General features: G+C 46.0%; 28 protein-coding genes, 1 pseudogene and 1 riboswitch. Of the genes and pseudogenes, 4 read left to right on the top strand and 25 right to left on the bottom strand.

Annotated features, from left to right (window positions below):
• Nucleotides 1-3 precede the first annotated feature (3 nt).
• Together scpB and MHH76_RS12405 are read right to left on the bottom strand one after the other, a co-directional pair.
• Nucleotides 4-597 carry an SMC-Scp complex subunit ScpB gene (gene scpB / locus MHH76_RS12400; RefSeq protein WP_020452008.1) on the bottom strand — a complete coding sequence of 198 codons (594 nt, stop codon included), beginning with the start codon at nucleotides 595-597 and terminating at the stop codon, nucleotides 4-6.
• Nucleotides 587-1,342 carry a segregation/condensation protein A gene (locus MHH76_RS12405; RefSeq protein WP_020452009.1) on the bottom strand — a complete coding sequence of 252 codons (756 nt, stop codon included), beginning with the start codon at nucleotides 1,340-1,342 and terminating at the stop codon, nucleotides 587-589. Before MHH76_RS12405 ends, scpB begins: the two co-directional genes overlap by 11 nt.
• 182 nt (nucleotides 1,343-1,524) lie before the next feature.
• Here MHH76_RS12405 and MHH76_RS12410 point away from each other — a divergent pair, with 182 nt between their 5' ends.
• Both MHH76_RS12410 and MHH76_RS12415 read left to right on the top strand, forming a co-directional pair.
• The gene (locus MHH76_RS12410) at nucleotides 1,525-1,620 is read left to right on the top strand and encodes a YjcZ family sporulation protein (protein WP_003183108.1); all 96 of its coding nucleotides are present in this window, start codon (nucleotides 1,525-1,527) and stop codon (nucleotides 1,618-1,620) included.
• Nucleotides 1,621-1,739: 119 nt separating this feature from the next.
• Nucleotides 1,740-2,261, top strand: coding sequence for a DUF309 domain-containing protein (locus MHH76_RS12415; RefSeq protein ID WP_025811213.1), 522 nt, complete (start codon nucleotides 1,740-1,742; stop codon nucleotides 2,259-2,261).
• Between the two features lie 108 nt (nucleotides 2,262-2,369).
• Here the strand turns inward: MHH76_RS12415 and MHH76_RS12420 are convergent.
• The 11 genes and pseudogenes from MHH76_RS12420 to MHH76_RS12470 all read right to left on the bottom strand — a co-directional run.
• Nucleotides 2,370-3,704, bottom strand: a pseudogene (locus tag MHH76_RS12420) (IS1182 family transposase); the annotation flags it as partial.
• 114 nt (nucleotides 3,705-3,818) lie between these two features.
• The gene (locus tag MHH76_RS12425; protein ID WP_020452011.1) at nucleotides 3,819-4,193 is read right to left on the bottom strand and encodes a GNAT family N-acetyltransferase; all 375 of its coding nucleotides are present in this window, start codon (nucleotides 4,191-4,193) and stop codon (nucleotides 3,819-3,821) included.
• A 101-nt stretch (nucleotides 4,194-4,294) separates the two neighbouring features.
• Nucleotides 4,295-4,759, bottom strand: a complete 465-nt coding sequence (ribE, locus tag MHH76_RS12430) for a 6,7-dimethyl-8-ribityllumazine synthase (protein WP_003183115.1) — start codon at nucleotides 4,757-4,759, stop codon at nucleotides 4,295-4,297.
• 34 nt (nucleotides 4,760-4,793) lie between these two features.
• On the bottom strand, nucleotides 4,794-5,990 hold the full coding sequence (locus MHH76_RS12435; RefSeq protein WP_020452012.1) for a bifunctional 3,4-dihydroxy-2-butanone-4-phosphate synthase/GTP cyclohydrolase II: 1,197 nt from the start codon (nucleotides 5,988-5,990) through the stop codon (nucleotides 4,794-4,796).
• A gap of 21 nt (nucleotides 5,991-6,011) precedes the next feature.
• Nucleotides 6,012-6,659 (bottom strand): riboflavin synthase, encoded by a 648-nt coding sequence (gene ribE / locus MHH76_RS12440; RefSeq protein ID WP_020452013.1) that lies wholly within the window; start codon nucleotides 6,657-6,659, stop codon nucleotides 6,012-6,014.
• Between the two features lie 11 nt (nucleotides 6,660-6,670).
• Nucleotides 6,671-7,759, bottom strand: a complete 1,089-nt coding sequence (ribD, locus tag MHH76_RS12445) for a bifunctional diaminohydroxyphosphoribosylaminopyrimidine deaminase/5-amino-6-(5-phosphoribosylamino)uracil reductase RibD (RefSeq protein ID WP_268441578.1) — start codon at nucleotides 7,757-7,759, stop codon at nucleotides 6,671-6,673.
• 109 nt (nucleotides 7,760-7,868) lie between these two features.
• Nucleotides 7,869-8,019: riboswitch (FMN riboswitch) on the bottom strand.
• A 101-nt stretch (nucleotides 8,020-8,120) separates the two neighbouring features.
• Complete coding sequence (locus MHH76_RS12450; protein ID WP_020452015.1) at nucleotides 8,121-8,465, bottom strand: hypothetical protein; 345 nt, start codon at nucleotides 8,463-8,465, stop codon at nucleotides 8,121-8,123.
• Between the two features lie 264 nt (nucleotides 8,466-8,729).
• Nucleotides 8,730-10,919 carry an RNA ligase gene (locus tag MHH76_RS12455; protein ID WP_023857493.1) on the bottom strand — a complete coding sequence of 730 codons (2,190 nt, stop codon included), beginning with the start codon at nucleotides 10,917-10,919 and terminating at the stop codon, nucleotides 8,730-8,732.
• A 216-nt stretch (nucleotides 10,920-11,135) separates the two neighbouring features.
• Nucleotides 11,136-11,405: a hypothetical protein gene (locus tag MHH76_RS12460; protein ID WP_023857494.1), complete on the bottom strand. Its 270-nt coding sequence runs from the start codon at nucleotides 11,403-11,405 to the stop codon at nucleotides 11,136-11,138.
• Nucleotides 11,395-12,525, bottom strand: a complete 1,131-nt coding sequence (locus tag MHH76_RS12465) for a Rap family tetratricopeptide repeat protein (RefSeq protein ID WP_043054368.1) — start codon at nucleotides 12,523-12,525, stop codon at nucleotides 11,395-11,397. Before MHH76_RS12465 ends, MHH76_RS12460 begins: the two co-directional genes overlap by 11 nt.
• A 229-nt stretch (nucleotides 12,526-12,754) precedes the next feature.
• On the bottom strand, nucleotides 12,755-13,192 hold the full coding sequence (locus MHH76_RS12470; protein ID WP_020452019.1) for a peptidylprolyl isomerase: 438 nt from the start codon (nucleotides 13,190-13,192) through the stop codon (nucleotides 12,755-12,757).
• 337 nt (nucleotides 13,193-13,529) lie between these two features.
• Here MHH76_RS12470 and MHH76_RS12475 point away from each other — a divergent pair, with 337 nt between their 5' ends.
• Nucleotides 13,530-14,426 (top strand): DUF1002 domain-containing protein, encoded by an 897-nt coding sequence (locus tag MHH76_RS12475; RefSeq protein WP_020452020.1) that lies wholly within the window; start codon nucleotides 13,530-13,532, stop codon nucleotides 14,424-14,426.
• Here the strand turns inward: MHH76_RS12475 and MHH76_RS12480 are convergent.
• Nucleotides 14,423-15,283 carry a poly-gamma-glutamate hydrolase family protein gene (locus tag MHH76_RS12480; protein ID WP_023857497.1) on the bottom strand — a complete coding sequence of 287 codons (861 nt, stop codon included), beginning with the start codon at nucleotides 15,281-15,283 and terminating at the stop codon, nucleotides 14,423-14,425. The two genes, MHH76_RS12475 and MHH76_RS12480, sit on opposite strands and share 4 nt — an antisense overlap.
• 259 nt (nucleotides 15,284-15,542) lie before the next feature.
• Nucleotides 15,543-16,862 (bottom strand): diaminopimelate decarboxylase, encoded by a 1,320-nt coding sequence (gene lysA, locus MHH76_RS12485; RefSeq protein ID WP_020452022.1) that lies wholly within the window; start codon nucleotides 16,860-16,862, stop codon nucleotides 15,543-15,545.
• Nucleotides 16,863-17,227: 365 nt separating this feature from the next.
• Here lysA and MHH76_RS12490 point away from each other — a divergent pair, with 365 nt between their 5' ends.
• Nucleotides 17,228-17,557 carry a hypothetical protein gene (locus MHH76_RS12490; protein WP_023857499.1) on the top strand — a complete coding sequence of 110 codons (330 nt, stop codon included), beginning with the start codon at nucleotides 17,228-17,230 and terminating at the stop codon, nucleotides 17,555-17,557.
• A gap of 44 nt (nucleotides 17,558-17,601) precedes the next feature.
• Here the strand turns inward: MHH76_RS12490 and MHH76_RS12495 are convergent, their stop codons facing one another.
• From MHH76_RS12495 to spoIIAA, 10 genes are all read right to left on the bottom strand, one after another.
• Nucleotides 17,602-19,074, bottom strand: a complete 1,473-nt coding sequence (locus tag MHH76_RS12495; RefSeq protein ID WP_020452024.1) for a spore germination protein — start codon at nucleotides 19,072-19,074, stop codon at nucleotides 17,602-17,604.
• Nucleotides 19,034-19,636 (bottom strand): stage V sporulation protein AE, encoded by a 603-nt coding sequence (locus tag MHH76_RS12500; protein ID WP_043054370.1) that lies wholly within the window; start codon nucleotides 19,634-19,636, stop codon nucleotides 19,034-19,036. Before MHH76_RS12500 ends, MHH76_RS12495 begins: the two co-directional genes overlap by 41 nt.
• A gap of 6 nt (nucleotides 19,637-19,642) precedes the next feature.
• Nucleotides 19,643-19,993 carry a stage V sporulation protein AE gene (gene spoVAE / locus MHH76_RS12505; protein WP_020452026.1) on the bottom strand — a complete coding sequence of 117 codons (351 nt, stop codon included), beginning with the start codon at nucleotides 19,991-19,993 and terminating at the stop codon, nucleotides 19,643-19,645.
• Nucleotide 19,994: 1 nt separating this feature from the next.
• Nucleotides 19,995-21,014 (bottom strand): stage V sporulation protein AD, encoded by a 1,020-nt coding sequence (spoVAD, locus tag MHH76_RS12510; protein WP_043054371.1) that lies wholly within the window; start codon nucleotides 21,012-21,014, stop codon nucleotides 19,995-19,997.
• Nucleotides 21,015-21,026: 12 nt separating this feature from the next.
• Nucleotides 21,027-21,476 carry a stage V sporulation protein AC gene (gene spoVAC, locus MHH76_RS12515; protein ID WP_020452028.1) on the bottom strand — a complete coding sequence of 150 codons (450 nt, stop codon included), beginning with the start codon at nucleotides 21,474-21,476 and terminating at the stop codon, nucleotides 21,027-21,029.
• A 13-nt stretch (nucleotides 21,477-21,489) separates the two neighbouring features.
• Entirely contained in the window at nucleotides 21,490-21,915 is a 426-nt protein-coding gene (locus MHH76_RS12520; RefSeq protein WP_025811211.1) for a stage V sporulation protein AB, read from the bottom strand.
• Entirely contained in the window at nucleotides 21,905-22,525 is a 621-nt protein-coding gene (locus tag MHH76_RS12525; protein WP_020452030.1) for a stage V sporulation protein AA, read from the bottom strand. The genes MHH76_RS12520 and MHH76_RS12525 overlap by 11 nt, the downstream gene beginning before the upstream one ends.
• Before the next feature lie 152 nt (nucleotides 22,526-22,677).
• Nucleotides 22,678-23,445 carry an RNA polymerase sporulation sigma factor SigF gene (gene sigF, locus MHH76_RS12530; protein WP_020452031.1) on the bottom strand — a complete coding sequence of 256 codons (768 nt, stop codon included), beginning with the start codon at nucleotides 23,443-23,445 and terminating at the stop codon, nucleotides 22,678-22,680.
• A 12-nt stretch (nucleotides 23,446-23,457) separates the two neighbouring features.
• Nucleotides 23,458-23,898, bottom strand: a complete 441-nt coding sequence (gene spoIIAB, locus MHH76_RS12535) for an anti-sigma F factor (RefSeq protein ID WP_020452032.1) — start codon at nucleotides 23,896-23,898, stop codon at nucleotides 23,458-23,460.
• Nucleotides 23,895-24,248, bottom strand: coding sequence for an anti-sigma F factor antagonist (gene spoIIAA, locus MHH76_RS12540; RefSeq protein WP_020452033.1), 354 nt, complete (start codon nucleotides 24,246-24,248; stop codon nucleotides 23,895-23,897). Before spoIIAA ends, spoIIAB begins: the two co-directional genes overlap by 4 nt.
• Nucleotides 24,249-24,271 lie beyond the last annotated feature (23 nt).

Consider the following 24,271-nt stretch of genomic DNA (forward strand, 5'->3'; position numbering starts at 1 on the left):
AGTCTATTTTAAATCTTCGAACGTCTGGTTAAAGTTCTCAAAGAACAGATCGGCTTCTTCCTGAACCCCGTCTTCTTCTACATTTTCGGGCAGCGGCGGAAGCTCTTCAAGCGTTTTTAAGCCGAATTGTTCAAGGAATGTTTCGGTTGTACCGTACAAGATCGCCCGGCCCGGTCCGTCCGCCCGGCCTACTTCGCACAACAGCGCTTTTGCGACAAGGCTCTGGAGAATCCGTTCAGATTTGACCCCTCTGATCTCCTCGACTTCCGCTCTTGTAATCGGCTGTTTATATGAGACGATGGCCAAAACTTCGAGGGCAGCCTGAGAAAGCCCTTTTGAAGGGGCTTCAATCAGCTTTTTCAAATAGACGGCGAATTCTTTTTTGGTCGAAAGCATGTACGTATCTGCGTACTCGACAAGCTCGATGCCCCTGTCTTCGTTTTCATAGGTTTCTTTGACATCAAGCATAATATCCTGAAGCTCGGCTTCATCGATCTCCAAAACGGATAATAGCTGTTTTTTTGTCAGGCCCTCGTCGCCGGCGGCATACAAAAGCGCTTCGACAATGGCTTTCCAATTCACGATATCAAGCGTCATGAATCGTTTCACTCCCTGTTATGTAAATGTCTGAAAAGTTGTGTTCCTGTTCAATGATGATCAGCTGGTTTTTCATCAGCTCCAAAATCGCCAAAAACGTCACAACGAGATGCTCTTTCTGTTCGTACGGGAACAGTTCCATAAAATGCATCCTTTTGCGGGACGATTTCAAACAATCGACGATTTGCATCATTCGTTCTTCTATCGGTATTTCCTGTCTTGAAATTCTAGTTTCAGACGGCCGGCTGATTTTTTTGCGGTTCAGCACCTTTTGAAACGCCCCGAGCATGTCATAAACGGTGACGGACAGCTTTTGCTCGCTGAGTTTAATTTCCTTGGCATAGTCGCTTAAATCGCTCGGCGGCTTCGCGAATGCTTTTTGCCGCTCTTCCTCGCGCTCCTTCAAATTTTGCGCGGCACTTTTGTATTTTCTGTACTCTATTAATTTTTCAATCAATTCTTCTCTCGGGTCCTCTTCCTCCTCGAGAAACTCTTCGTCAAACAACTCCTCTTCCTGCTTTGGAAGGAGCATTCGGCTTTTAATGCTGAGAAGGGTCGCAGCCATCACCAAATATTCACTGGCCACGTCGAGCTCAAGTTCGCGCATCGTATGCACATATAATAAATACTGCTCGGTTATCTTCGCAACAGGTATGTCATAAATGTCTATTTCAAGGCGGTTGATTAAGTGCAGCAGCAGATCCAGCGGCCCTTCAAACGCCTCGATTTTCACCTGATATTCCATGTTCATTTCTCACCATTTTCAAAATCGCTTCTAAGCCGGCTAAAACTGGCTACCCTTTAGTATAAATTACGCGTCTGCATGAAGTCCAATATAATTTAAGAAGCTTTGGCATTCGCCTATACGATTTGAGCGTATGCTGCATAGAATACTGTGTAAAATCTTAAACCTGAGGAGGGAACAACATGGGAGGTAAAGGCTTCGGCTACGGCGGAGGATTTGCTTTGATTGTCGTTCTGTTTATTTTGTTGATTATTGTAGGAGCGGCATGGATCTATTAACATAAAAATGAGAAGCGTCCGTTACCCGGGCGCTTTTTTCATAGCCTGGATATATCTCCATTTTTCCTCCGTTCCGTTCTTATGATACACTTTAACGGAAACTTAAAGGAGGATGTCAGATGTATCCCCAAGCTTATATCGATTACCTGGCCGAATTCCACGGGTCAAGGGATTATTTTGAATGCCACGAAATTTTAGAAGACCATTGGAAAAAGAACAATCCCGGCGAGCGGAAATCATACTGGGTTGGATTGATTCAGCTGGCAGTCGCACTCTATCATCAGCGGAGAAACAATTTTGCCGGTGCAGAGAGATTAATGGCGAACAGCATCCGCACCCTGGTGTCCGAAAAAGACGCAGTCGAATCACTCGGATTGGATTACAGCCGCTTCATCAAGCTGTTAAGGAAGACTTACCAAAAAATCAAAGCCCATTCTCCTTATGAAAGCATCATGCTTCCAATCACAGATGAATCTTTGATCAAAGCATGCCGGAAACAATGTGAAAAAAAGTCGTATGAGTGGGGAGCAAACGATCCACCGGACGCCTTCATCATCGATAAACACCTGCTGAGAGACCGGACTGAAGTGGTTGCCGAGAGGGAAAAACAAATCGAACGGCGAAAAAAGAGCAGAGGCTAGAAGCCTCTGCTCACAGACCGTTGACAAAATAGGTCGGATTTCTATGATCCGACCTATTTTTGTCCATTTTGTTCTATTTTTTCGACGAAAAAGCTGGCGATGAGGACCTTTCCAGGTCCAATTCGCCAGCTTTTTGAGATTCATGGCAGCGAAAACAAGCATCGCCTGCATGGACAATTTTTTCTTACCCCGTAGGGTTGTCCAGCGCAGGCCATGCTTGTGTTTTAAATCCGCAAAAACCCGTTCGATGGTTTCTTTGCGTTTAGCATAGATTCGCCTATTCTCATCCGTGTGGCGAAGATGATCAGCTTCATCTAAATGATCCTGCCAGAGATGCCGTTGAATCATCTTTCGATGATTTCGGCTTTCCGTACATTGCTTCAGAAAAGGACAGTGTTTACATCGGTTTGGATCTGAGGCATAAATACGATAGCCTTCACGGTTAGTTGTGCGATATGTCAGAACATGATCGTCAGGGCAAATATAAGCATCGTAATATTCATCGTATACATATTCATGTTTTCTCATGAACCCTTTTTTGGTTTGTGGTCGGGTGTAGGGCATGACGGGACGGACATTTTGATCACTTAGAAATTTTGCGATAAACGGCGTTTTATATCCTGCATCAACTGCGACCGTATGAGGCTTGGCGACGCGTTCTTTCACTTGTTGAAACAGGGTTGTGAACACTTGGCTGTCATGAATATTGGCAGGCTCAACAACCGTCCCAAGTACAAATCCGTTCCGGTCACAAGCTGTATGAAAACCATAAGCAAAAAGGCGTTCCCGTTCACCCTTTACAAAATAGCCGCTCTCAGGATCTGTCGTACTTTCCTTTATTTCTCGTTCCTCTGAGCATTGCCTGGGCTTTAAGGGCTTTTTGCCGTTGGCTTCACGATCGGCATTAATTTCTTGATCTAATTGTTCCTGATAAGCTCTTGTTTCTTTTCTCACAATCTTCTTCACAAACTTTTTCTTATTCGCATTGGCTTTGACATGGGTTCCATCGATAAAGGCGACCGACGGGTCGACAAGACCAAGATCTATGGCCTGACGCAAGATTTTATAGAAGATTGTTTCAAATAAATCCGTATCATGAAAACGGCGCTCATAGTTTTTACTGAAGGTTGAAAAATGAGGGATTTTTTCAGAGAAGCCATATCCAATAAACCAGCGATAAGCGACATCGGTTTCGATCCGCTTAATGGTTTCGCGCATCGAGCGATGGCCAAACACGTACTGAATCAGAACCATTTTGATCAATACAACAGGATCAATACTTGGACGTCCTTTGGAAGAATAAAGGGGATCAACTTTTTCATAAATAAATGAAAAATCCATAGCTTCTTCTATTTTCCTGACCAGATGATCTTCCGGAACAAGTTCACTTAAGGCAAAGACTTCAAGCTGTTCGCGCTGATCTTTAGAGTGCTTAGACAACATGGAAAAACCTCCAAAAACTAGATTTCACTCACATTTTAACAAAAAAAGCTTGTCGATCAAGCCACTTTTTATGGCTTTGTCGACAAGCTGAGAGCAGAGGCTAGAAGCCTCTGCTCATTGGTTATATGTGATGTCTTCATTTTCGTGATCCTGACAGCGCTCAAAGAATCCTTTAGTTAATTCATTCGGAACCAGCGGTTTAGGTGCAAACATTTGCGAAATGGCCGACACCATTTTTTTGCCGATTCCTTGATGACGGTGAGACGGGTTTACACTGATATGCTTGATCTCGACTTCTTCTTCTCTTTTCTCTACTCCTACACAGCCGACAATATCCTCGCCTTCTTTCCATAGGAACAGCTGCCTTTCAGTGTCCGTTTCATAGTCTTTAATTGTCTGCTGAAGCTGCTTGACGTCCTTCTCATTCGGCATAAACGAAAGGAGCCCCATCGCAATCTTTTCGAATGACTTTTTATAACGAATTAACATAAATACCCCTCAATATATCAAAATGTGGATCTAACGAAGGCTAGTCGCTTCACATCACATTATAAACATTTTTATAACCTTTTTAAACTCTTTTTCGGTAATTATTGAAGCGACCGGGTCAGGTTCGCCATTTCAATCGCTGCCGCGGCAGCTTCTGCACCTTTATTTCCGGCTTTTGTTCCGGCGCGTTCTACCGCCTGCTCGATCGTGTCTGTCGTCAATACGCCGAAGATCACCGGAACGCCTGTTGACATGCTGCTCGCCGCAATCCCCTTTGCCGCTTCATTGCAGACATAGTCATAGTGGCTTGTCGCTCCTCTGATGACCGTGCCCAGTGTAATCACGGCGTCGTATTTTTTCGTTTCAGCCATTTTTTTGGCGATCAGCGGAATCTCGAATGCTCCGGGAACCCAGGCGACATCAATATCATCAGCTTTGACCCCATGTCTCAACAGCGTATCTTCTGCACCGCTTAGAAGTTTGCTTGTAATAAAATCGTTGAACCTTGACACAACGATCCCAATTTTCAAATCTGTTCCAATTACATGACCTTCTATTTTATTCATATGAATCCCGTCCTTTTTTGTGATTGATTTTAGTTTAAAAATGAAGCATATGCCCCAATTTTGATTTTTTCGTTTTTAAGTACTTTTCATTGTCTTTTTTTGTCTCCATCTGCAGCGGCACCCTGTCTGCGATCGTCAGTCCGTAGCCTTCGAGACCGGCAATCTTTCGCGGATTGTTCGTCAGCAGCTTCATTTGTTTCACGCCGAGGTCTCTTAAAATTTGGGCGCCGATCCCGTAGTTGCGAAGATCTGGGAGAAAACCGAGCTTTTCATTAGCCTGCACGGTATCATATCCTTCTTCCTGCAGTTTATAAGCTTTCAGTTTATTGATTAAGCCGATTCCTCTTCCTTCCTGTCTCAAATAAAGGAGCACGCCCCGGCCCGCTTGTTCGATTTGCGCGAGTGCGGCAGCAAGCTGCGGGCCGCAGTCGCAGCGGTAAGAGCCGAAAACATCGCCCGTCAGGCATTCTGAGTGTACGCGGACAAGGACAGGCTCGTCTCCGAAAGGTATATCGCCTTTGACGAGTGCTATATGTTCCTTGTCATCGATTTCGTTTGTATAGCCGTAAACCTTGAATGTGCCGAATTCGGAAGGCAGCGTAATCTTCACTTCTCGGTTGATCAGCGTTCCCTTGCTGTAGCGGTATTCGATCAAATCTTTAATCGTAATCATTTTCAAGTCGTGCTGGTCGGCTATTTTTTTGAGTTCAGGCACCCTTGCCATCGTGCCGTCTTCATTCATGATTTCGCAGATGACGCCGGCCGGCGCGGAACCGCACGCCTCCGCAAGGTCAACGGCCGCCTCCGTATGTCCGGCTCTTTTTAAAACGCCGCCTGTTTTCGCAATCAAGGGGAAAATGTGCCCCGGTCTTTTAAAATCGCCCGGAAGCGCGTGATCATCAATCAGCGACATGACGGTCAACGACCGCTCTTGAGCGCTGATCCCCGTCTTTGTATCGCGGTGATCCACACTGACCGTAAATGCCGTGTGATGAGAATCGGTATTTTCGTCCACCATCGGATGGAGGTCAAGCCGTGAAGCGATCTCTTCATTAAGCGGCGCGCAGATCAAACCCCTTCCGTGCGAAGCCATAAAGTTGATCACCTCAGGTGTTGCGTATTCTGCTAGCGCAACGAAATCGCCTTCGTTTTCCCTGTCCTCGTCATCGACCACGATGATGACTTTTCCTTGCTTCAAATCGCGTATCGCTTCTTCAATTGTGTGAAACATAGGCGCGCGGCCTCCTTTCATTTAAAACCCGTTTTCTTTAAAAAACGATTCAGTCAATGGCTTTACCTGTTTGTCTTGTTTTGCTTGGTGGAGAAACCGGTAAATGTATTTGCCGATCATATCGCACTCGATGTTGACGATGCTTCCGGGCTTTTTTTCCGAAAAAATCGTTTCATCCAATGTGTGCGGGATAAGCGAGACTGTTACTTGATCTTCCGTCAGTCCAAAAATGGTGAGGCTGACGCCGTCTACGGCGATCGAACCTTTTAACACAAGCATTTTGGCCAGTGAAGGGTCAAGTTTTAAATCATAGTATACGGCGTTAGCCGCTTTTTCTATGCGCACGATAGACGCGGTGCCGTCGACATGCCCCGACACCATATGCCCGCCGAAGCGGCCGTTTGCCGCCATCGCCCGTTCAAGATTGACGCGGCTTCCTTTTTTTAATGTGCCGAGTGATGTTGCTTTCAGGGTTTCAAGCATGACATCCGCCGTGAAACTGCCGGAACCGAACTCATTTACGGTCAGGCAGACTCCGTTGACAGCAATGCTGTCGCCAAGCTTCACATCCTCGGTCACTTTGTTGGATTGGATGACTAAAGACATGGCGCTTCCCGCCTTTTTCATGTCCAAAATCATTCCGACTTCTTCAATGATGCCTGTAAACATATGCCACCGCCTTATTCTTTTATCGGTTTTGCCGCCAGCTTTATATCCTGGCCGATTTTGGTAATGGTTGTGAAATGCAGTAAGGGGACATCTTTCATCGATTGAAAGCCTTCACCGGAGAGGATGCTGGGAGATTGCAGCCCTCCGATTAATTTAGGGGCAAGATAGAAGATCATTTGCTGATAGAGTCCTTCTTTGACGAAGCTTGCGTGAACCGTCGCACCACCTTCGACAAAGACTGAAGCGATACCTTGGTCTGCAAGGTGCAGAAGCACGTCGCGCACCGGAAGTTCATCCGCATCCAGCACGGTTACCTGTACACCTTCTTTTTCCAGGTTCCGAACCTTTTCGGGATCTGCCTTGGACGTCGTGTAAATCCAGGTTGCCGCTGCTTTATCCTGAATGACTTTTGACTGAAGCGGGATTGACAGCGTCGTATCGAGAACGACACGCACCGGCTGATTCACTGCACCGGGGAGACGGCATGTCAAACTCGGGTCGTCTGCTTTTATTGTGCCCAATCCCACTAAAATACTCTGGTGGTTTTTTCGGTATTGGTGAGCGTCCATCCGCGCTTCTTCAGAAGTAATCCATTTGCTGTCGCCTGTTGCGGTAGCGGTTTTGCCGTCAAGGCTGGCAGCTGCTTTTAATGTCACATACGGAAGGCCTGTCCGCATAAAATGCATGAACTTTTCGTTCAGCTCTTCCGCCTGTTCTTTGAGAACGCCTGTTTCGACCTCGATCCCGGCACTTCTCAGCATCCCGATTCCTCTTCCGGAAACGAGCGGATTCGGATCTTCGGCCGCCACGACTACCCGCTTCAAACCGGAACGGATAATCAGTTCCGCGCAAGGAGGCGTTTTGCCGTAATGGCTGCACGGTTCAAGCGTCACATAAATGACGGCTCCTTCCGCATGGCGGCCTGCCATTTGAATGGCGTGCACTTCTGCATGCGCTTCGCCGTATTTTAAATGAGCCCCCATTCCGACCACTTCACCGTCTTTGACGACAACGGCTCCGACAAGCGGATTGGCTCCTGTCTGACCTTCACCCTGCTTCGCAAGCTCCAATGCAAGATTCATATAATGCGCATCTGTCATGAATTTCCCTCCCTTCTTCCAAAAAAATAACCCCGGATGTCGATCCGGGGGTTTGTTTTTGTGCATGAGAAATAAAACTATGCATCATCATTTTTTTTCACATAGTCTCTTCATCCTTCTCCCATCCAGACTTTCACTGTCGGCTTCAGCTTCTCACTGAATCCACCGCTTTGCACGAAGCACAGCGGGTCACGGGCTCTAAAGCTGTCTCTCGCTTTATTACCGCCGGTCGGGATTTTCACCCAGCCCCGAAGGATACAATCGATATTTACTTGTCCTTATGCGTAATTATAGCGGCCGCATATTAAAATTGCAATGAAAACTGCTTGCACAAAAAAACCCTCTGAGAAACAGAGGGTTTTTAATCTGCCACCTTGACGACTTTGATTAATCCGTCGATTCTGTTGGCATTAGAGAAGTAGGCCTTTACTTTGTCTCCTTCTTTAATGTCGGACAGATCCTGGTTGAGATTTTTCGCATTGAAAATGATCTTCGTTCCGTTATCTGATACCCCGTGGTATTCAGTGCCGTCAATTTTGGTGATCTTATATTGATAAATGGTATAGTTCTTTTCCTCAGATGAGACGGTTTGGCTGAGCGCCGTTGAGACATCTTGAACGCTTCCGTTTTTTAAATAATAAAAGCCTCCGGCCAGTACGGCAGCCAAAACGAGCAGAACCGTGAGCTTGAATCTTATTTTCCCCATGATCAAAACCTCCAGAACACGTTCTGAACTATCCTATGTTTATTTCCTGTGAATGATGAAATAAAACATGTTCGATTCAGACGGAAAATATGTGGTTTTTAAGTATAACGCAAAATGAAGGGAAATCGTTTCATATTCAGACGAAATACTACTTATAACCTACGAATGTACATTCTGGTTTAGGGGTGTGTGTGTGAAAACAAGCTTGAAAATTGAGTCTAAATAACTATGTTTCAAGAAACCGTTTGTTCTGTTTTCTTCGCTTTAGGTTTCGCTGTAAAAGTCGTTTCGGATGGTGATAACGGACTGATTTTTAAGATACTCGCTGTCTTTCGTTTTGGCCCAGGCGAGAAACTTCACATGCTCGGAATGGAACAGGGCCTCGTGATGGGGCGAGCGACCAGCAGCCGCGCCGAGTCTGTGCTTGATACCGCGCACGAACTTCCAATATTGATAGAAAGGCAGTTTTAATTTTGTCATAAATCCTGCCGAGTCTTCAATCACATATCCTTCTTCTTCAATCGACGGGTCATTTGACACAGACAGGTACCATTTATAAAAATCGGTCCACTGGTCAAAAGAAATGACTTTTTGCTTACATTCTACGCGAAATGTCTCAGAAAAACAGAGGACATCTTCATACGGCAGCTTTTCATATTTCATCTGTCTTTTGACAATGTCGAGAAGGACAAGCTTATCCGATTTGTACTCGATAATGTGCGGATCTTTTTCTGGCAGCACGACTTCAAACACTAACGAAACATTGCGTGTTTTTACATATTCTTTTATATCCTCAATCTGAGATGCGTCAAACGTTTTGTGAAACAGCTCTTCCACCCATTTCGCATGGCCGTCTTTTTGTCCGCTTGCCGATGTATAAGATTTTGAGGTGAAGACGAGCTCATCGGTTTCAGAATTGTAGCCGACCGTTCCCAAAAATCCATTCGCCTTATCATAAACAGTGACCGGAAAGCGCAGCGTGTTAACGAGAACATGCATTTTCGTCGTCAGGCGTTCATCGATGTTGAAAAATTTGTTGTAGCTTCTGCTGACGATTTCCTTGGTGTTTCTGTTGATAAACAGCCCTCTTGCCTTCATGCTGACGCTGTCCCATTTTCTCTCCTGAAAAGCCTTCCTCGTAAAGTTAAAAGAGGAAATGCCTCCGGCTAATTTTTGCTCAGATACATAATCGTGTTCGTCCAAATGCTTTAGAAAATGGTCGACTGTCAGCTCCTCGTGTTCGTGATGAGAATCAAGCGAAGGAGCGGACGTTTTAAACACATCATTTTTTATCTCATGTGTTTGAATGCCAGACCGATCGATGGTGACAACCCTTAAATGCCCGCCGTGCTCCACCTGCCCTTCCAGGTTATATGATTTTGCGGCTGCATGCACTGGAAGCCGGAACATGTTTCTGTGCCCGTGGATTTGAATGATGTTCCGCCCTTCCATATTTTTCGTAAAGACATGGTCGATATCTGTCTCATATCCGCCGACACCGTTGATCAGCTGGCTGGTAGCTGTAAGCAGAAGGTTGTCAGGAAGCGCGGAAATACCTCCGTGCGTGATGATGTAAGTATCTTCTCCATACGTGAAGTAGACAATTTGGTGGAAGCGCCTGGCCAGTTCCCTGATATCTTTTTTGTCAAAGCCTGCTTTGTCTAATTCCGGTTTTGTCTTCTTGTTGAATACACTGCTTCTTGTTTCTTCATCATGCCCGTATTGCTTCAAATATTTATCATGATTTCCTTCGAGCAAAATCACATTTTTACGATCTTTGATACTGAGCAGGAATTGAACGACTTTTGCGTTTTCTATTCCTCTATCAAGCATGTCACCTGTAAAAATATATAACTCGTCATCTTCGAGTCTGCCTTTCAAATAAGAATCCAGCACCGTAAAACAGCCGTGCACATCCCCGATCACATGTATTTTTTCATAACTGTCGAGCCGCCTCGGCTTATACTGTATCACATCGTCAAATTCTTCCGGCTTGATGACCGTTGTCCAGGAAGGCGCCGGTTCGGTTAAAATCCGCTCGTGCATGGCGTGAACCACGCTGTCGGGCACCCGCTTATGCTCAGCCCTCTCCCGGTTTCTCAACAGAGCGGTCTCAAGCGGAATATCGGAAAAATCAACCACATACGCTCTGTAGCGATACTTTAAAACAAGAGCTTTATAGCTTGAAATCATGCTTGGTTTCGCATGTGTGGCATCAACAACGGTGAATTCCCCCCTTTCCATCCTTTCTTCAAGGAGAGTGAACAAAAGCTTCCATACTTTTCCGTCATTTTTTTGAGAAATGTCGTATTTCCCTTCCAAATTTAACACGGGTGACTGATGGATCAGCCTCAGCTGATCAGCAGACAGTGTATATTGATTCAATTGATGATCCCTGATCCAGGTTGATTTTCCGGTGCCAGGGCAGCCTCTAAGCAGTACCAAAGTCCTCATTATTGATCTCCTTATTTAGTTCTGATAAGTTTTATTATAAAAAAATTTAGCATTCCTTCCAAGGATATACGTCCTTATTTGCATTTTGTTTCAAAAAATAAACAAAAAACATCCCCTAAAGGGGACTTTTTACGTGTTATTTCACACCTATCCTCTTTTTATCGGACATAAAAAAGGCAGTGCTCATATAAGCGAGCACTGCCCTTTGACGGAATATTATGTTACATTTCGTTCTCCGATATGAATCGGTGACGTTTTGGCAGATGTTACGTTTCTCTCAGCAACATGTACCGGTGCGGATGTTACATTTCTCTCAGCGATTTGCACCGGTGTGGACGTTACGTTTCTCTCGGCGATTTGCGTCGGTGCGGACGTTACATTTCTCTCGGCGACTTTCATACCATCTGTTTGCGTCATCAGCACAGCACTTGCCAGAGAAAGTCCTGCTACTGAAGCAGCGGCGGTTAACAACAGTTTAGATTTCATACGACCAGTCCCCTTTTTTCATTTGTTTTCGAGCACTGAATACCGTTTGATAGAAATAAACAGAGTCGCTCAAGCGCCCAATTTCATTATAGTATTCAGCAGCTTCCAATGCCAAGTCCTCAATATCGGGATACATCTTTTTTGACCCGAGCAGCTGAAAAGTTTCCAGCATTTGAGCTCTTCCGTCATCATCAAGATACAAGGCTTTCAAAAAATGAAATTTTGATAGATAGATCGAATCGTCTGATCGCCGGGCGATGTCAATCCCTTTGTTTAACGCGTCATCCGCCTGTTCCAGCTGCTTCAGCTTGAAATATGCATGTGCAAGACTAAAAAACGCTTTTGGGAGAATATCTGATGACTCTTCTTGATAAATCGCAGCAGCTCTGTTGAAGTATTCAGCCGCCCGATTAAAATCCCCCATCTTATAATAGCAGTTACCCAAATTGTAATAGGTGTGTCCTTCCAATATGAGCTGGCCTTTCTCCTGTGAAAGCTTCAGCGCCTTTTCAAGATGCGAAAGCGCTTTTTCATTCGAATCCAGATCGTCATAGTTGCCTGCGATGACGAACTCGCATTGGATTCTCCGAACCGTGTAAGTTTCATGCGCCTGGTAGGTTTCAATCGCTTGAAGCGCATAGTTCATCGACACGTGGCTCTGTTTCATATGATAAAACACTTCAGCCATTTTAAAATGAAACTCGGCTCTCTCTATTTCGTCCTCGACATGCAGCAGCTTTTTTTCGGCGCGCCTGTAAAAAGAGATCGCTTTAATATAATCATGGTTTTTATATTCATACATCCCTCTAAAAAAATTGAAATAATATTCAAGCAGGCCTGTCAGCTTTCCTTGTTCATCTTCGATATCTTTTAATATTTCAGAAAAGTCAGGCGGGGTTTCGCCTTCTTCCAATGGTTTTACGTAATCAAGCATGATTCTGTGTCTGAATTCCATTAAGGCGTAATACAATAATAAGTCTTGATCTTCTTCCATTTGAGAAATTTCGCGCTCAATTTCTGCCTTCAGCATTTCGGCGTCCGTAACATTGAATTTGCGTATCGCGTTATACCAGTCATTAATTTTTACGCCGACTGCAGTCGATGGGATTTTTACGCTCACCCCTTACGCCCCTTCCTTTTATACAGATTGCGTTCTCTTTCTAGCTCTTCACTTGAATATATTTTACATAAAGGGTCATTTTTTCACAATTATTTTATTTATTAGGATCATCATTTCCTAGCAAAACGCGGTCGAAGAATCGGTCCCTGGTCCTATTGCATCTGGAAAATGAACACCGTTTCAGACAAAAAAACAGCCCGGCTTAGCGGGCTGTTTCTTCGCTTTCTAATTATGCGTCAAATACTTCGACTTTTTCCATGCCTTGTCCCTGCTCCATTGAAGTGACAGCATCAAGACCTGATGTGACTTTTCCAAAAACAGTGTGTACGCCGTTCAAGTGCGGCTGAGGCTCATGGACGATAAAGAATTGGCTGCCTCCAGTATCTTTTCCTGCGTGAGCCATTGAGAGAGAACCGGCTTCGTGTTTATGCGGATTCCCTTCTGTCTCGCATTTAATCGTATATCCAGGACCGCCTGTTCCGGTGCCGTGCGGGCAGCCTCCCTGGCTGACGAAGCCCGGAATGACGCGGTGGAACTTCAACCCGTCATAGAACCCTTCGTTTGCAAGTTTTTCAAAGTTGGCGACAGTTCCCGGCGCCGCTTCCGGATATAGTTCAAACTCGATTTTTTTGCCGTTTGTCAGTTGTATGTATCCTTTTTTAGCCATCTTGATTCTCTCCTTTCATTTCACAAGGGTCATTATATCATATCAAAGAAGCACAGAGCCAATCTACCTGAAATAAACGGCGCTCTTGCATCACTTTTGTAAAAGATTTTAAAAAAAGGTTGAATCGCCTGTGAAAATCATGAATGATAAAAGAGCGGTGTGATACGATACCCGGAGGGCATTTGACTTGAAGAAAAATGGATCTCTTTTTTTCTTTGAAACCTCTCTCATCTTTCATCCGTCTATATTTCGGAACGCATTATTTCCGTTCCGGCAGGCTTCTTTAAAAGTACAGCAATTCTGCCTGAAGCCTGCATTTTTAAGGAGGGCATTGAGCTTGAAAAAATCGATACTAGGAATCTTTACAGCATTGTGTCTGCTCATTTTCCCGCAGGTCAGCTTTGCTGACGCCGCAGTGGGTGATGTGATCGTCACGCTGGGGAAAGACTTGTCAAGCCAGGACAGACAAAAGGTATTAAAAGAAATGAATGCGCCTGAAAATGCGACCATCATCGAGGTGACAAATGATGAGGAGCATAAATATTTAGGGGATTATATACCGAAAGCACAAATCGGAACAAGAGCGATTTCTTCTTCTTCGATTACCGTAGCGAAAAAAGGCACCGGTTTGGAAGTGCAGACACACAATATCAGCAGAATTACGGATGAAATGTATTTAAACGCGCTGATGACAGCCGGTGTAAAAGACGCTAAAGTCTATATCACTGCACCATTTGAAGTATCAGGCACAGCCGCTTTGACCGGTTTAATGAAAGCCTATGAAACGACTTCGGGCGAAAAGATCTCCGAAGACGTGAAAAAAGTCGCGAATGAAGAGCTAGTCACCACTTCAGAGCTTGGCGAGAAAATCGGCAGTGAGAATGCATCAGCGCTGATGGCCAAAGTCAAGGAAGAAATCTCGAAAAACGGGGTTCCCGAATCAAAAGAGGAATTGGAGAAAACGATTGATTCCGCCGCTTCCGATCTGGGCGTGACGCTTACAGAGGATCAGAAAAAATCTCTCATGTCTTTATTTAATAACATGAAAAATATTAATATCGACTGGAACCAGGTTGGAGACCAGCTTGACAAAGCAAAAGATAAAATCACGAAATTCCTGGATTCTGAAGAAGGACAAAATTTCCTTCAAAAACTGATCGACTTCTTTGTGTCTCTGTGGAATGCCATCGTTTCCGTATTCACCGGCGGCGGCACCTCAGAGTCCAACGGTTAACACAACCGCCAAAACACCTCCTTTTTCAATTGAAGGGGGTGTTTTATTTTTGCAGAGGGGAAGTCCCCTCCGTCTTCTTCATAGTTTTCGTGAATAAAATCGGTCAGCAGTTTTGTAAATCGGTAAAACGTTTCGTTTTGCGTCGCTGCCCTGTCTTTTAGCGTGAACCGATCAAATAAAGATTGGCGGAATCCTGTGCTCATTTCAAGCTGAATGCTCAGCCCGGAAAGCGACTTGTTGGCGATGTTATTCGGATGGGTTCCGGCGTACTTGTCGTCCGTCGCCAGCATTTCAGCGGCAAACCCCGAGCGATTCAGCTCATCAACCAATATTCTGATTTTAACGCGGTCTGTCCCGCCCACTTTAATAGCGCGGTCTTCACTGTAATAGCCGTGAAGCGACATGACATACTGGTGACTCGCAGTGATGGCGAGCGCCGCCGGCTCGTCAAAACGGGTGCTTGTAATGTGAAGATCCCTATTGCCTGATGATTTCAGCCCTTCAAACAAGTACAAGGAATAATTTTTCGCCACTTCATTGGCGATTTCACTTGTTCCGGGTTCGATGCCGCCTCCATGGATCGCCATGATGAGCATCGGCACTTTTGCGTCCTTCTCCGTCATTCGGTAAGACGCCGGATCTTCATTCCGCTTCAATTCTTCAAAGCTTGAATATTTATCAGCGGACTGTGTTGCAGGATGAGCCGCAGCAGAATATGGGAATGAAATCACAGCAGAAATTAATAAAATATTCACAGAACTGTTTATTGCTGTAAAACACTTCGCTATGTTACAATCAACACATTGCTTCAGGCACTGGAGCATGCGGTGGAGTAGGGATACTTTGGCCGGTTTCATCTACTCCGCCTCTAAATCCGCAAAATCAGCAAATCTCATCCTTTTCACCTTGATCATTGCCTTTACCATCTCCTTTGTTAAATTTTTGTTAAATTCCCAATATTATATACAATCAGCCCGGTCGCTGTTCTATGCATGTCATGATCTTTTTTGCAAAAAACACCGCCCGATGGCCGGGAAATATTCTTCATGCGGCAAACGGGAAAAAATTCTTTTTGAATAAAAAAATGGAGACCCCCTTGAGGGAATCTCCATTTTTTTATTGTTTTACTTTCGATTTCAGCGGCAGATCCAGCTTGACGATATCCTCATACGTCTCTCTCTGAATGACGAGCTGCGCTTCTCCATCCTCGACAAAAACGACGGCCGGGCGCGGAATGCGGTTGTAGTTGTTGGCCATGCTGTAGCCGTATGCACCGGTGCAGAAAACGGCGAGCACATCTCCGTCACGAACTTCGGGGATTTCCAAATCCCAAATCAGCATATCTCCGCTTTCACAGCATTTTCCTGCGATTGATACGGTATCATGACAAGCATCGTTCATCCTGTTGGCGACGGCCGCTTCATATTTTGCCTCATAAAGCGCCGGCCTGATATTATCGCTCATGCCGCCGTCAACAGCCACATATTTGCGAATGCCCGGCACCTCTTTTTGCGAACCGGTCGTGTACAGCGTGGTTCCTGCATCTCCGACGAGAGACCTGCCCGGTTCGATCCAAATCTCAGGGATGTCAAAGCCGAAATGCTCGGCATTTGCTTTGACCGCCTCGATGATTTTTTCAACATAGACATCGGCAGCGAGCGGCTCGTCGTCTTTTGTATAGCGGATGCCGAAGCCCCCGCCGAGATTGAGCACTTCCGGAATGAATGAGTAAGTCTCCCTCCATTCAGCGAGCTTTTCAAAGATCTTGTCTGCCGCAAGAACAAATCCCGCCGTATCAAAAATTTGCGAACCGATGTGGCAGTGCACGCCGAGGAGCTTAAACGCAGATGAGCGAAGGACTTGTTCGATGGCTTGTTCGACCTGCCCATTGTGCAGATCAAAACCGAATTTCGAATCTTCCTGTCCCGTCGTAATATAATCATGCGTGTGCGCTTCAACTCCCGGTGTGATTCTGAGCAAAACGTCTACAGTTTGTCCTGATTGCTTGCAAAGCTTTTCTGTAATGGCGATCTCGTGAAAGTTATCGAGCACGATGCAGCCGATTTGATGCTCCAGAGCCATGGCTAGTTCTTCAGGGCTCTTATTGTTTCCGTGAAAATGAATCCGTTCAGCGGGGAACCCTGCTTTGATCGCAGTAAAAAGCTCTCCTCCCGATACCACATCCAGAGACAGCCCCTCTTGTTCGGCAAGCTGAATCATGGCGACCGCTGAAAACGCCTTGCTTGCATACGCTACCTGCGCTTTTAAACCGGCTTCCCTGAATGCCTTCTGGAATTTTCGAGCGCGCTCTCTTATCAGCGCGACATCGTATACATAAAGAGGTGTTCCATATCTTTCTGCCAATGATAGAACATCGACACCGCCGATTTCGAGGTGTCCACTTTCATTTCGTCTGCTAGTACCATGTAAAAACAATTGTCATTCCCTCTTTCTCTATCTACAAAGGTGCAAGGGGCGGTCCGATTGCTGCCCGATGCATCTTCCGGCTTCATGATAGTGCGATTCTTATGTTGTATTATAACATTTCGTTTTAAAAACTAAACCACCATTTGTCCAAATTTTCTTGATTTACAAAGGGAATAATCCCCTAAAAAACCAATCCATTCTATTGATTATAGAATAACAGAAAACAGCACTTGATAGAAATAGGCATACATAACGTCCATTCAGTTAAAAAAAGAGCTGAAAAATCAAGATTATCGCCCATACAAATAGGCATTTACCTGAATATAATCTTAAAGATGAAAACTAAAAAAACGAAGTGGGAAAGAGGTTATCATATGTATCCAAACCGTTACCCCTACACCCCGGCTCCAGGCTATACACCGGAAGATGTATACGGCTCTTATCAGCCGGCTGTACATCATGAACAGCGAATTTACGAGCCTTATGAAGGGCAGATTATTACAGCTCCGGCGAATACGAGATTTTGGCGGAGAGGAACCGAGGTTTTCCTTCATTCGTCAACGTTTGACCCGTCCGGCCGCGAAATGCTGTATGTCGTCTATCCGATCAGAAGACAGAACAACATCTGCAGCCTCCGGGCAGTCGCGATCTCTGCGAACGAATACAGAGGCATCGGGACCCAAAGACCTGAATTCGATTACTGAAAAAGAGGCTTTTCCCCGGGGAAAAGCCTCTTGGAATACCGTCTTCACGGCTGTCTGGAGCGGTTTCGCGGATGAACGATGCTCGGCCTGACTTTTCCCCCGGGAACGGAAGTGCGCACGAGAACATGCCAAAACGCTTTTCCGTTGAACGGGAGGAGAGGCCATAAGTAAGGCGTCCGCAAGGATCTGATCGAAGTCATCACTATAGTTAAGATCGTTAATCCGATGACAAATCCCTCCACTTTAAAAAGCGCCACCAATATCAGCATAAACAGCTTCACCATTTTATTCGCCAGACTCAGCTCGTAGCTTGGTGTCGTGTACGCTCCGATTGCCGAGAGGGAAACGTATAAAATGACTTCGGGAGAAAACAAGCCGACATTGATCGCGATATCGCCGATCAATACGGCAGCGATCAGGCCCATTGCAGTCGAAAGCGCCGTCGGCGTATGAATGGCGGCCATTCTTAAAAATTCGACGCCGAGATCCGCCAGGAAAATCTGCATGATAATCGGGATATGAGTGTCTTTGTTTAAACCGATAAACGATAAATGATCAGGCAAGAGCGACGGCTGAATGACAAACAATAGCCAAAGCGGCAGCAAAAAGGTGGAGGCCAAAATACCGAAAAACCGCACCCACCTTAAAAACGTCCCAACAGCCGGTGTCTGTCTGTATTCCTCAGCATGCTGTACATGGTGAAACAAAGTCGTCGGCGTAATGATGACGCTTGGCGACGTATCGACGATCACGATGACATGCCCCTCTAAAATATGGCTTGCGGCTACGTCTGCCCTTTCCGTAAACCTGACAAGCGGAAACGGATTGAAGCCTTGGCCGACAATGAATTCCTCTACCGATTTATCCGACATCGGCAGTCCGTCGATCTTCACATTTTCAATTTCTTTTTTTAATACTTCAACAAGATCGGGATCTGCAACATCTTCCAAATAGCAAAGGCAGATGTCTGTTTTGGAGCGTTCACCGATATGAAGCATTTTATAGCGCAGGCGTTCATCTCTGATCCGGCGTCTGATCAGGGCTGTGTTGACGATGATGTTCTCGACGAGCCCGTCTCTTGCACCGCGTACGACTTTTTCTGTATCAGGCTCTTCCGGCGTTCTGCCCGGATAGCTTCTGACATCAATAATAAATGCAAATCCCGCATCTTCGACGATGATGGCAACCAGTCCCGACAGCACTTGGTCCACCGCTTCATCAAGCGTTTCTGCTTTTGAAACCTGCTGGTTCAAAAGCCTGTTTTCGACAATGTCTTCGACCTCGCCCGACTCTTTTTCTTTATCATTGAGATGCACCAGTTCCCTTAACAGGTGAATGATGTATTGGGTGTCGCACAACCCGTTGACATAATAAAGCTGAACTTCATGGCCGAGGATAAAGACCTTGCGTACGCCAAGGTCAAAGCTTTCTCCCATGCCGACCCGCTTCTTGAAATACGCTTCATTCTTAGAAGGATCAAGGAATACGTTCGTCTTCTCTTGCTTTTGAGCACTCATGATACCCGCTCCTTTCTAAAATGAGCTCGACCGCTTTCATTGTAATCGGCGACCCTTTTTCCACATCGTCTTTTCTGTTCATTTTACCGATATCACCGATTCCGACAATGATCGGAACATCCAGCTGATCAAGGCAATAGACCGTGTCACCGTTCATTCGTTTGACATCGAGCTCTTTGACCCCGTGTTTATCGACGCCGAATTCCGTCAGTTCACCTTCCGCATCGATTGATACATCGACCCTTGTCCACTCTGCATAATGAGTTTTTGAAGCGACGGCGATGACCCCGAGCACCTCGATATCGGCATGCATCGCTACATATTTCATCGCTGTCTCTCCCGGTCCTTCGCCTTGAAGTCCGGAATCATCAAACATGACGAATACAGGATCATGAGGGGTTTCTAGGATCATGGATACAAGCTCCGGTCCCGTTTTAATGCTTGGATTCCCCGCCGATTGGGAAATACAGCGGCCGCCCGTTTTTCTTGCCGCATATTCGATTGCTTTTGCAGCGTATATATCGCCGTCTGTGACCAAAATGACCTTGCGTTTTGCTGGCATTATCCTTTATCCTTTCGGTTTAAAAATCACGGCAACAAGAAAAGCAAACAAGATAGCGGCAGATACACCGGCAGATGTCAGTTCGAATATCCCCATGCCGATTCCGATAAAGCCATGTTCCTCAGCCTGGTGCATCGCGCCGTGCAAAAGAGAATGGCCGAAGCTGACAATCGGGACTGTAGCCCCGGCACCGGCAAATTCGATAAAACGGTCGTAAAGGCCGAAACCGTCAAGGATCGCTCCTGATACGACAAAAGTTGACATGACATGAGCCGGCGTCATTTTAAAGATATCAAGCAAAAGCTGGCCGATGACGCAAATCAATCCTCCTGCAATAAAAGCAATGACATATTCCATCTTAAGTGTTCCCCCCTTCGGCCCGTTCAAATACGACGCCATGGGCAATGCATGGTATCGATTCTTTTTGCTGGACGATCGTCGGGCTTAAAAGGGCGCCTGTCGCTACAACAAGCACTCTGTTCAGCCTTCCCGCTTCAATTTCTTTAAAAATGTGGCCAAAGGTGACGACAGCGGAACAAGCACATCCGCTTCCGCCTGCAAAAACCTGCTGGTCAGGTGTATAGATCATCAGTCCGCAGTCATTATGTTTTGTCCCGACATTGATTCCTTCCTCTTTTAACAAATCCTTTAAAATCGGGCTGCCGACACCTGAAAGGTCGCCGGTTAAAATTAAATCGTAATCATCAGGGGTGCGTCCCAGATCCTCTAAATGCTGCTTGATCGTATCCGCCGCAGCGGGGGCCATCGCCGACCCCATATCCTGCGAATCGGTAATCCCCAAGTCGATAACTCTTCCGACGGTTGCACTGCTGATTTTGATGCCGCCTGGCTGCTGACTGAGGACGACTGCTCCGCTTCCGGTCACTGTGGATGTAGCGGTTCCCGGCTTTTGGCCGCCGTATTCCGTCGGGTAGCGAAACTGCCTTTCAGCAGTAGCATTATGACTGCTGGTTGCCGCTAGGGCACGCTTTGCGAAACCTCCGTCAATCAATGCCGAACTGATCGCGATCGATTCCATTGATGTCGAGCATGCTCCAAATAAGCAAAGAAAAGGAATTTTCAAATGCCTCGCCACATAGTTGGCTGTCACGTTTTGGTTGAGCAGATCGCCTGCCAAAAAGATATCGATGTCTTCCTTTTTAAGATTTTGTTTTGATAACGCAGTCTGAACCGCATCCTCCATCAGCTTGCGCTCTGCCATCTCCCAGTTTTTCTGGTTGCAGTGCATTTCATCATACGTTTTATCAAATAAGTGTCCTAAAGGCCCTTCTTTTTCTTTAGGTCCAACCGCTGTTCCGCTCGAGTTAACAAACAGCGGGTTCTCGAACTCCCATGTTTGTTTTCCAGTTAATTTCATGATGTTTTCCTCCTAAAACAACTTGTCAAAGGCAAAGCGGATCATTCCCACAATATAAGCGGCCACAACGCCGAACACGATGACGTTTCCGGCAAGCTTGAACATGTTTGTCCCCACGCCGAGAACATAGCCTTCGCTTTTATGCTCAAGGGCTGCACTCGTCATACTGTTGGCGAACCCTGTAACCGGAACGGCGGAACCAGCGCCGGCAAACTGGCCGATTCTGTCGTAGACGCCAAGGCCTGTTAACAGAGCGGAGATTAAGATGAGCGTAGCAACCGTCGGGTTTCCAGCTGTTTTTTCATCAAAGTGGAATACGGCCATATAAAAATTCTGGAGAGCCTGGCCGATCGTACAGATCAGACCGCCGACAAGAAAAGCCTTGATACAGTTCAGGACATAAGGCGGCGTAGGCTGATAAGCTTTGACTTTCGATTGGTAATTATCTTTCAAACTTGACATCATATTCCTCCTTTTATGACAAATGAACAAAAATGAGCCATTGAAACATCGAGCCAAGGATCTTCCCGAACACAATGGCCATTAAAAGAATCAAAATCCTGTCCCCCATACCGATGCGTTTCGCCAGTATCGGAAGCACGTTCAACACTTCTGTCAGCGCCGCTGCAAGCATTCCGATGAAAACGCCCGCAAAAAGGCCGATCGGAACAAGCAGCCATTTGGATAAAAAAAAGCGGGACATGTTCAGCGATTCCCATCCTCCGAACACCGCGCCCAGAATGACAGCCCATTCATACGCCTGGATAAACCCTTGCGTTTTCGTCAGCTGAGTCAGTCTCGGTATAATGCCAAGCACGGTAAGAAAAGCGACAAATCCAGATCCAACCGCAATCCCTCCTGCGAGTCCGAGAAAGATGATAAAGATCACGCTAATGATCATGAATATCCTTTGTCGTTTCTTTGTTTTCGTGCAATGCCACATAATGGTCCAAATCAAGCTGATATTTAAACATCTCGACCTCCAGAGGGCTCGGCTCCTCGTTAAACCGTTTTTTAAATAAATGATTAAAAAACAAAATCATGCCGAGACCGAGACCGATGCTGTACGGAATCTGCAAAAGGTATGGATAGCGGTTCTCCTTGCCCGTCACCATTTCGTAAAGCAAGATGTGTACGTCCCTCATGCTGACATCTTCATGAAAGTTCATGACAGCAAGGCCGGCACCGACGAACAGGAGCAGCCAGACGCCGACGAACAGTACGGGAGACAGCCCCCTTTTCGGATATTGGATCTCCACGATGGTTTCGGAACCGCCGACGGTTTGGACGTCAAGGTCAGGAAACGATTTATGTACAGCTTCGATCACCTTCATCACGTCCAACACCACCATGCTTTGATCCGCTTTGCTGACCTGATAAATAGGCAGCCGTTCAAGCTTTTCTTTGTATCGGCGGTCGCCCGCTACCTGTGCGATATGGCCGAGCAGAATCAATTCATCGGGATCGGCCTCAAGCCGGTGGCGGAGTCTGATAAAAACTTGACGTTCCATCTGGGTCACTTCCTATATGATGGTTATAGTTGTAGTATGAAGTACATCCCATTTATCATTCAGCAAGCGGCAAAAGACCATAAATTACCACAAAAAAACCGGAACACTCTTTTTTGGAGCGTTCCGGTTTTTCATTAGACATCCGAGCAGCCTCAGCTTTCAAATTGATCCATCTGGTTTTTGATTTGCTTTAAAATCTTTTTTTCAAGCCTCGACACTTGCACCTGGGATATGCCGAGGCGGTCGGCAACTTCAGATTGCGTCTTGTCTTTGTAATACCTTAAATAAACAATCAGCTTTTCCCGTTCATCCAAATCCTTGATGGCTTCCTTCAAAGCGATTTTATCGAACCACTTCTCTTCCGACTGATCGGCGATTTGATCCAGAAGTGTAATCGGGTCTCCGTCGTTTTCGTAAACCGTTTCATGAATGGATGAGGGAGAGCGGACCGCTTCCTGAGCCATCACGACTTCTTCCGAACTGATTTCGAGATAATCGGCGATTTCCTGAACGGTCGGAATCCGTCCGTTTGACTTGGAAAGCTCGTCTTTTGCCCGCCGGATTTTGTTGCCGAGTTCTTTCAGCGAGCGGCTCACTTTGACGGTTCCGTCATCTCTGATAAACCGCTGAATCTCGCCAATAATCATCGGGACGGCGTAGGTGGAAAACCGAACGTCATAGGAAAGATCGAATTTGTCCACCGACTTCAAGAGGCCGATGCAGCCGATTTGAAAGAGGTCATCAGGCTCATAGCCTCTGTTCAAAAAACGCTGAACGACAGACCAAACAAGACGCATGTTTTTTTCTATGAGGAGGTCCCTTGCTTTTTGATCGCCGTTCTGGCTGTTTTTAATCAGTTCTTTCACTTCATGGTCTTTAAGCTGAGTGTTCTGGTTTTCTTTTTTAACCTCCACATCCATAACAAATCTCCCTTAATTGCAAAGCGCTTTGCTTTTTGATAAGTGCTTTGTTAAGTGTATTGTGGTTCCCATCTCAGGTGAGGAGTCGATCGAGATATCATCCATGAAATTTTCCATGATCGTAAAGCCCATTCCCGACCGCTCGAGTTCAGGCTTTGTCGTGAACAGGGGCTGGCGCGCTTCCTCAAGATCAGGGATGCCGACTCCTTCGTCACGAATCGTTAAGTAGACGATATGATCATGAAGGGTGACGGAAATGTATACGTCTCCCTGCCCTGAGTTTTCATAACCGTGTATGATCGCGTTTGTGACCGCTTCGGATACGACCGTTTTAATTTCGGTCAGTTCATCCATCGTCGGGTCGAGCTGAGCGATAAAAGCAGCGACTGTCACCCGTGCAAACGATTCGTTTTGGCTGAGTGCCGTGAACTGGATATTCATTTCATTTTTCATGACGCCACCCCCAACGTTTCAAGTGCACGCTGCTCTGATTGCTCAAGGCGAATGATTTTAAACAGCCCGGACATATCAAATAAACGTTTGACAGCAGGAGAAATGGCGCAGACGATCATTTCTCCGCCGAGCTGTTTAATCTCCTTATATCTGCCGAGCACGACGCCAAGTCCTGAACTGTCCATAAACGAAAGGTCTGCAAGATTCATGACAATATGGCGAATGCCGGATTGTTCCAGATGGTCACTGACTTGTTTTCTCAAGGTTTCTGCTGTATGGTGATCGAGTTCACCTGTCAACCGAATGCATAGTACGGATTCTTTGACGTGAATATCGATTCCGAGGCTCATCCTCATTCCTCCTTGGTTTAAAT

Source organism: Bacillus sp. FSL L8-0193 (assembly GCF_037976065.1).
Taxonomy (GTDB): domain Bacteria; phylum Bacillota; class Bacilli; order Bacillales; family Bacillaceae; genus Bacillus; species Bacillus paralicheniformis.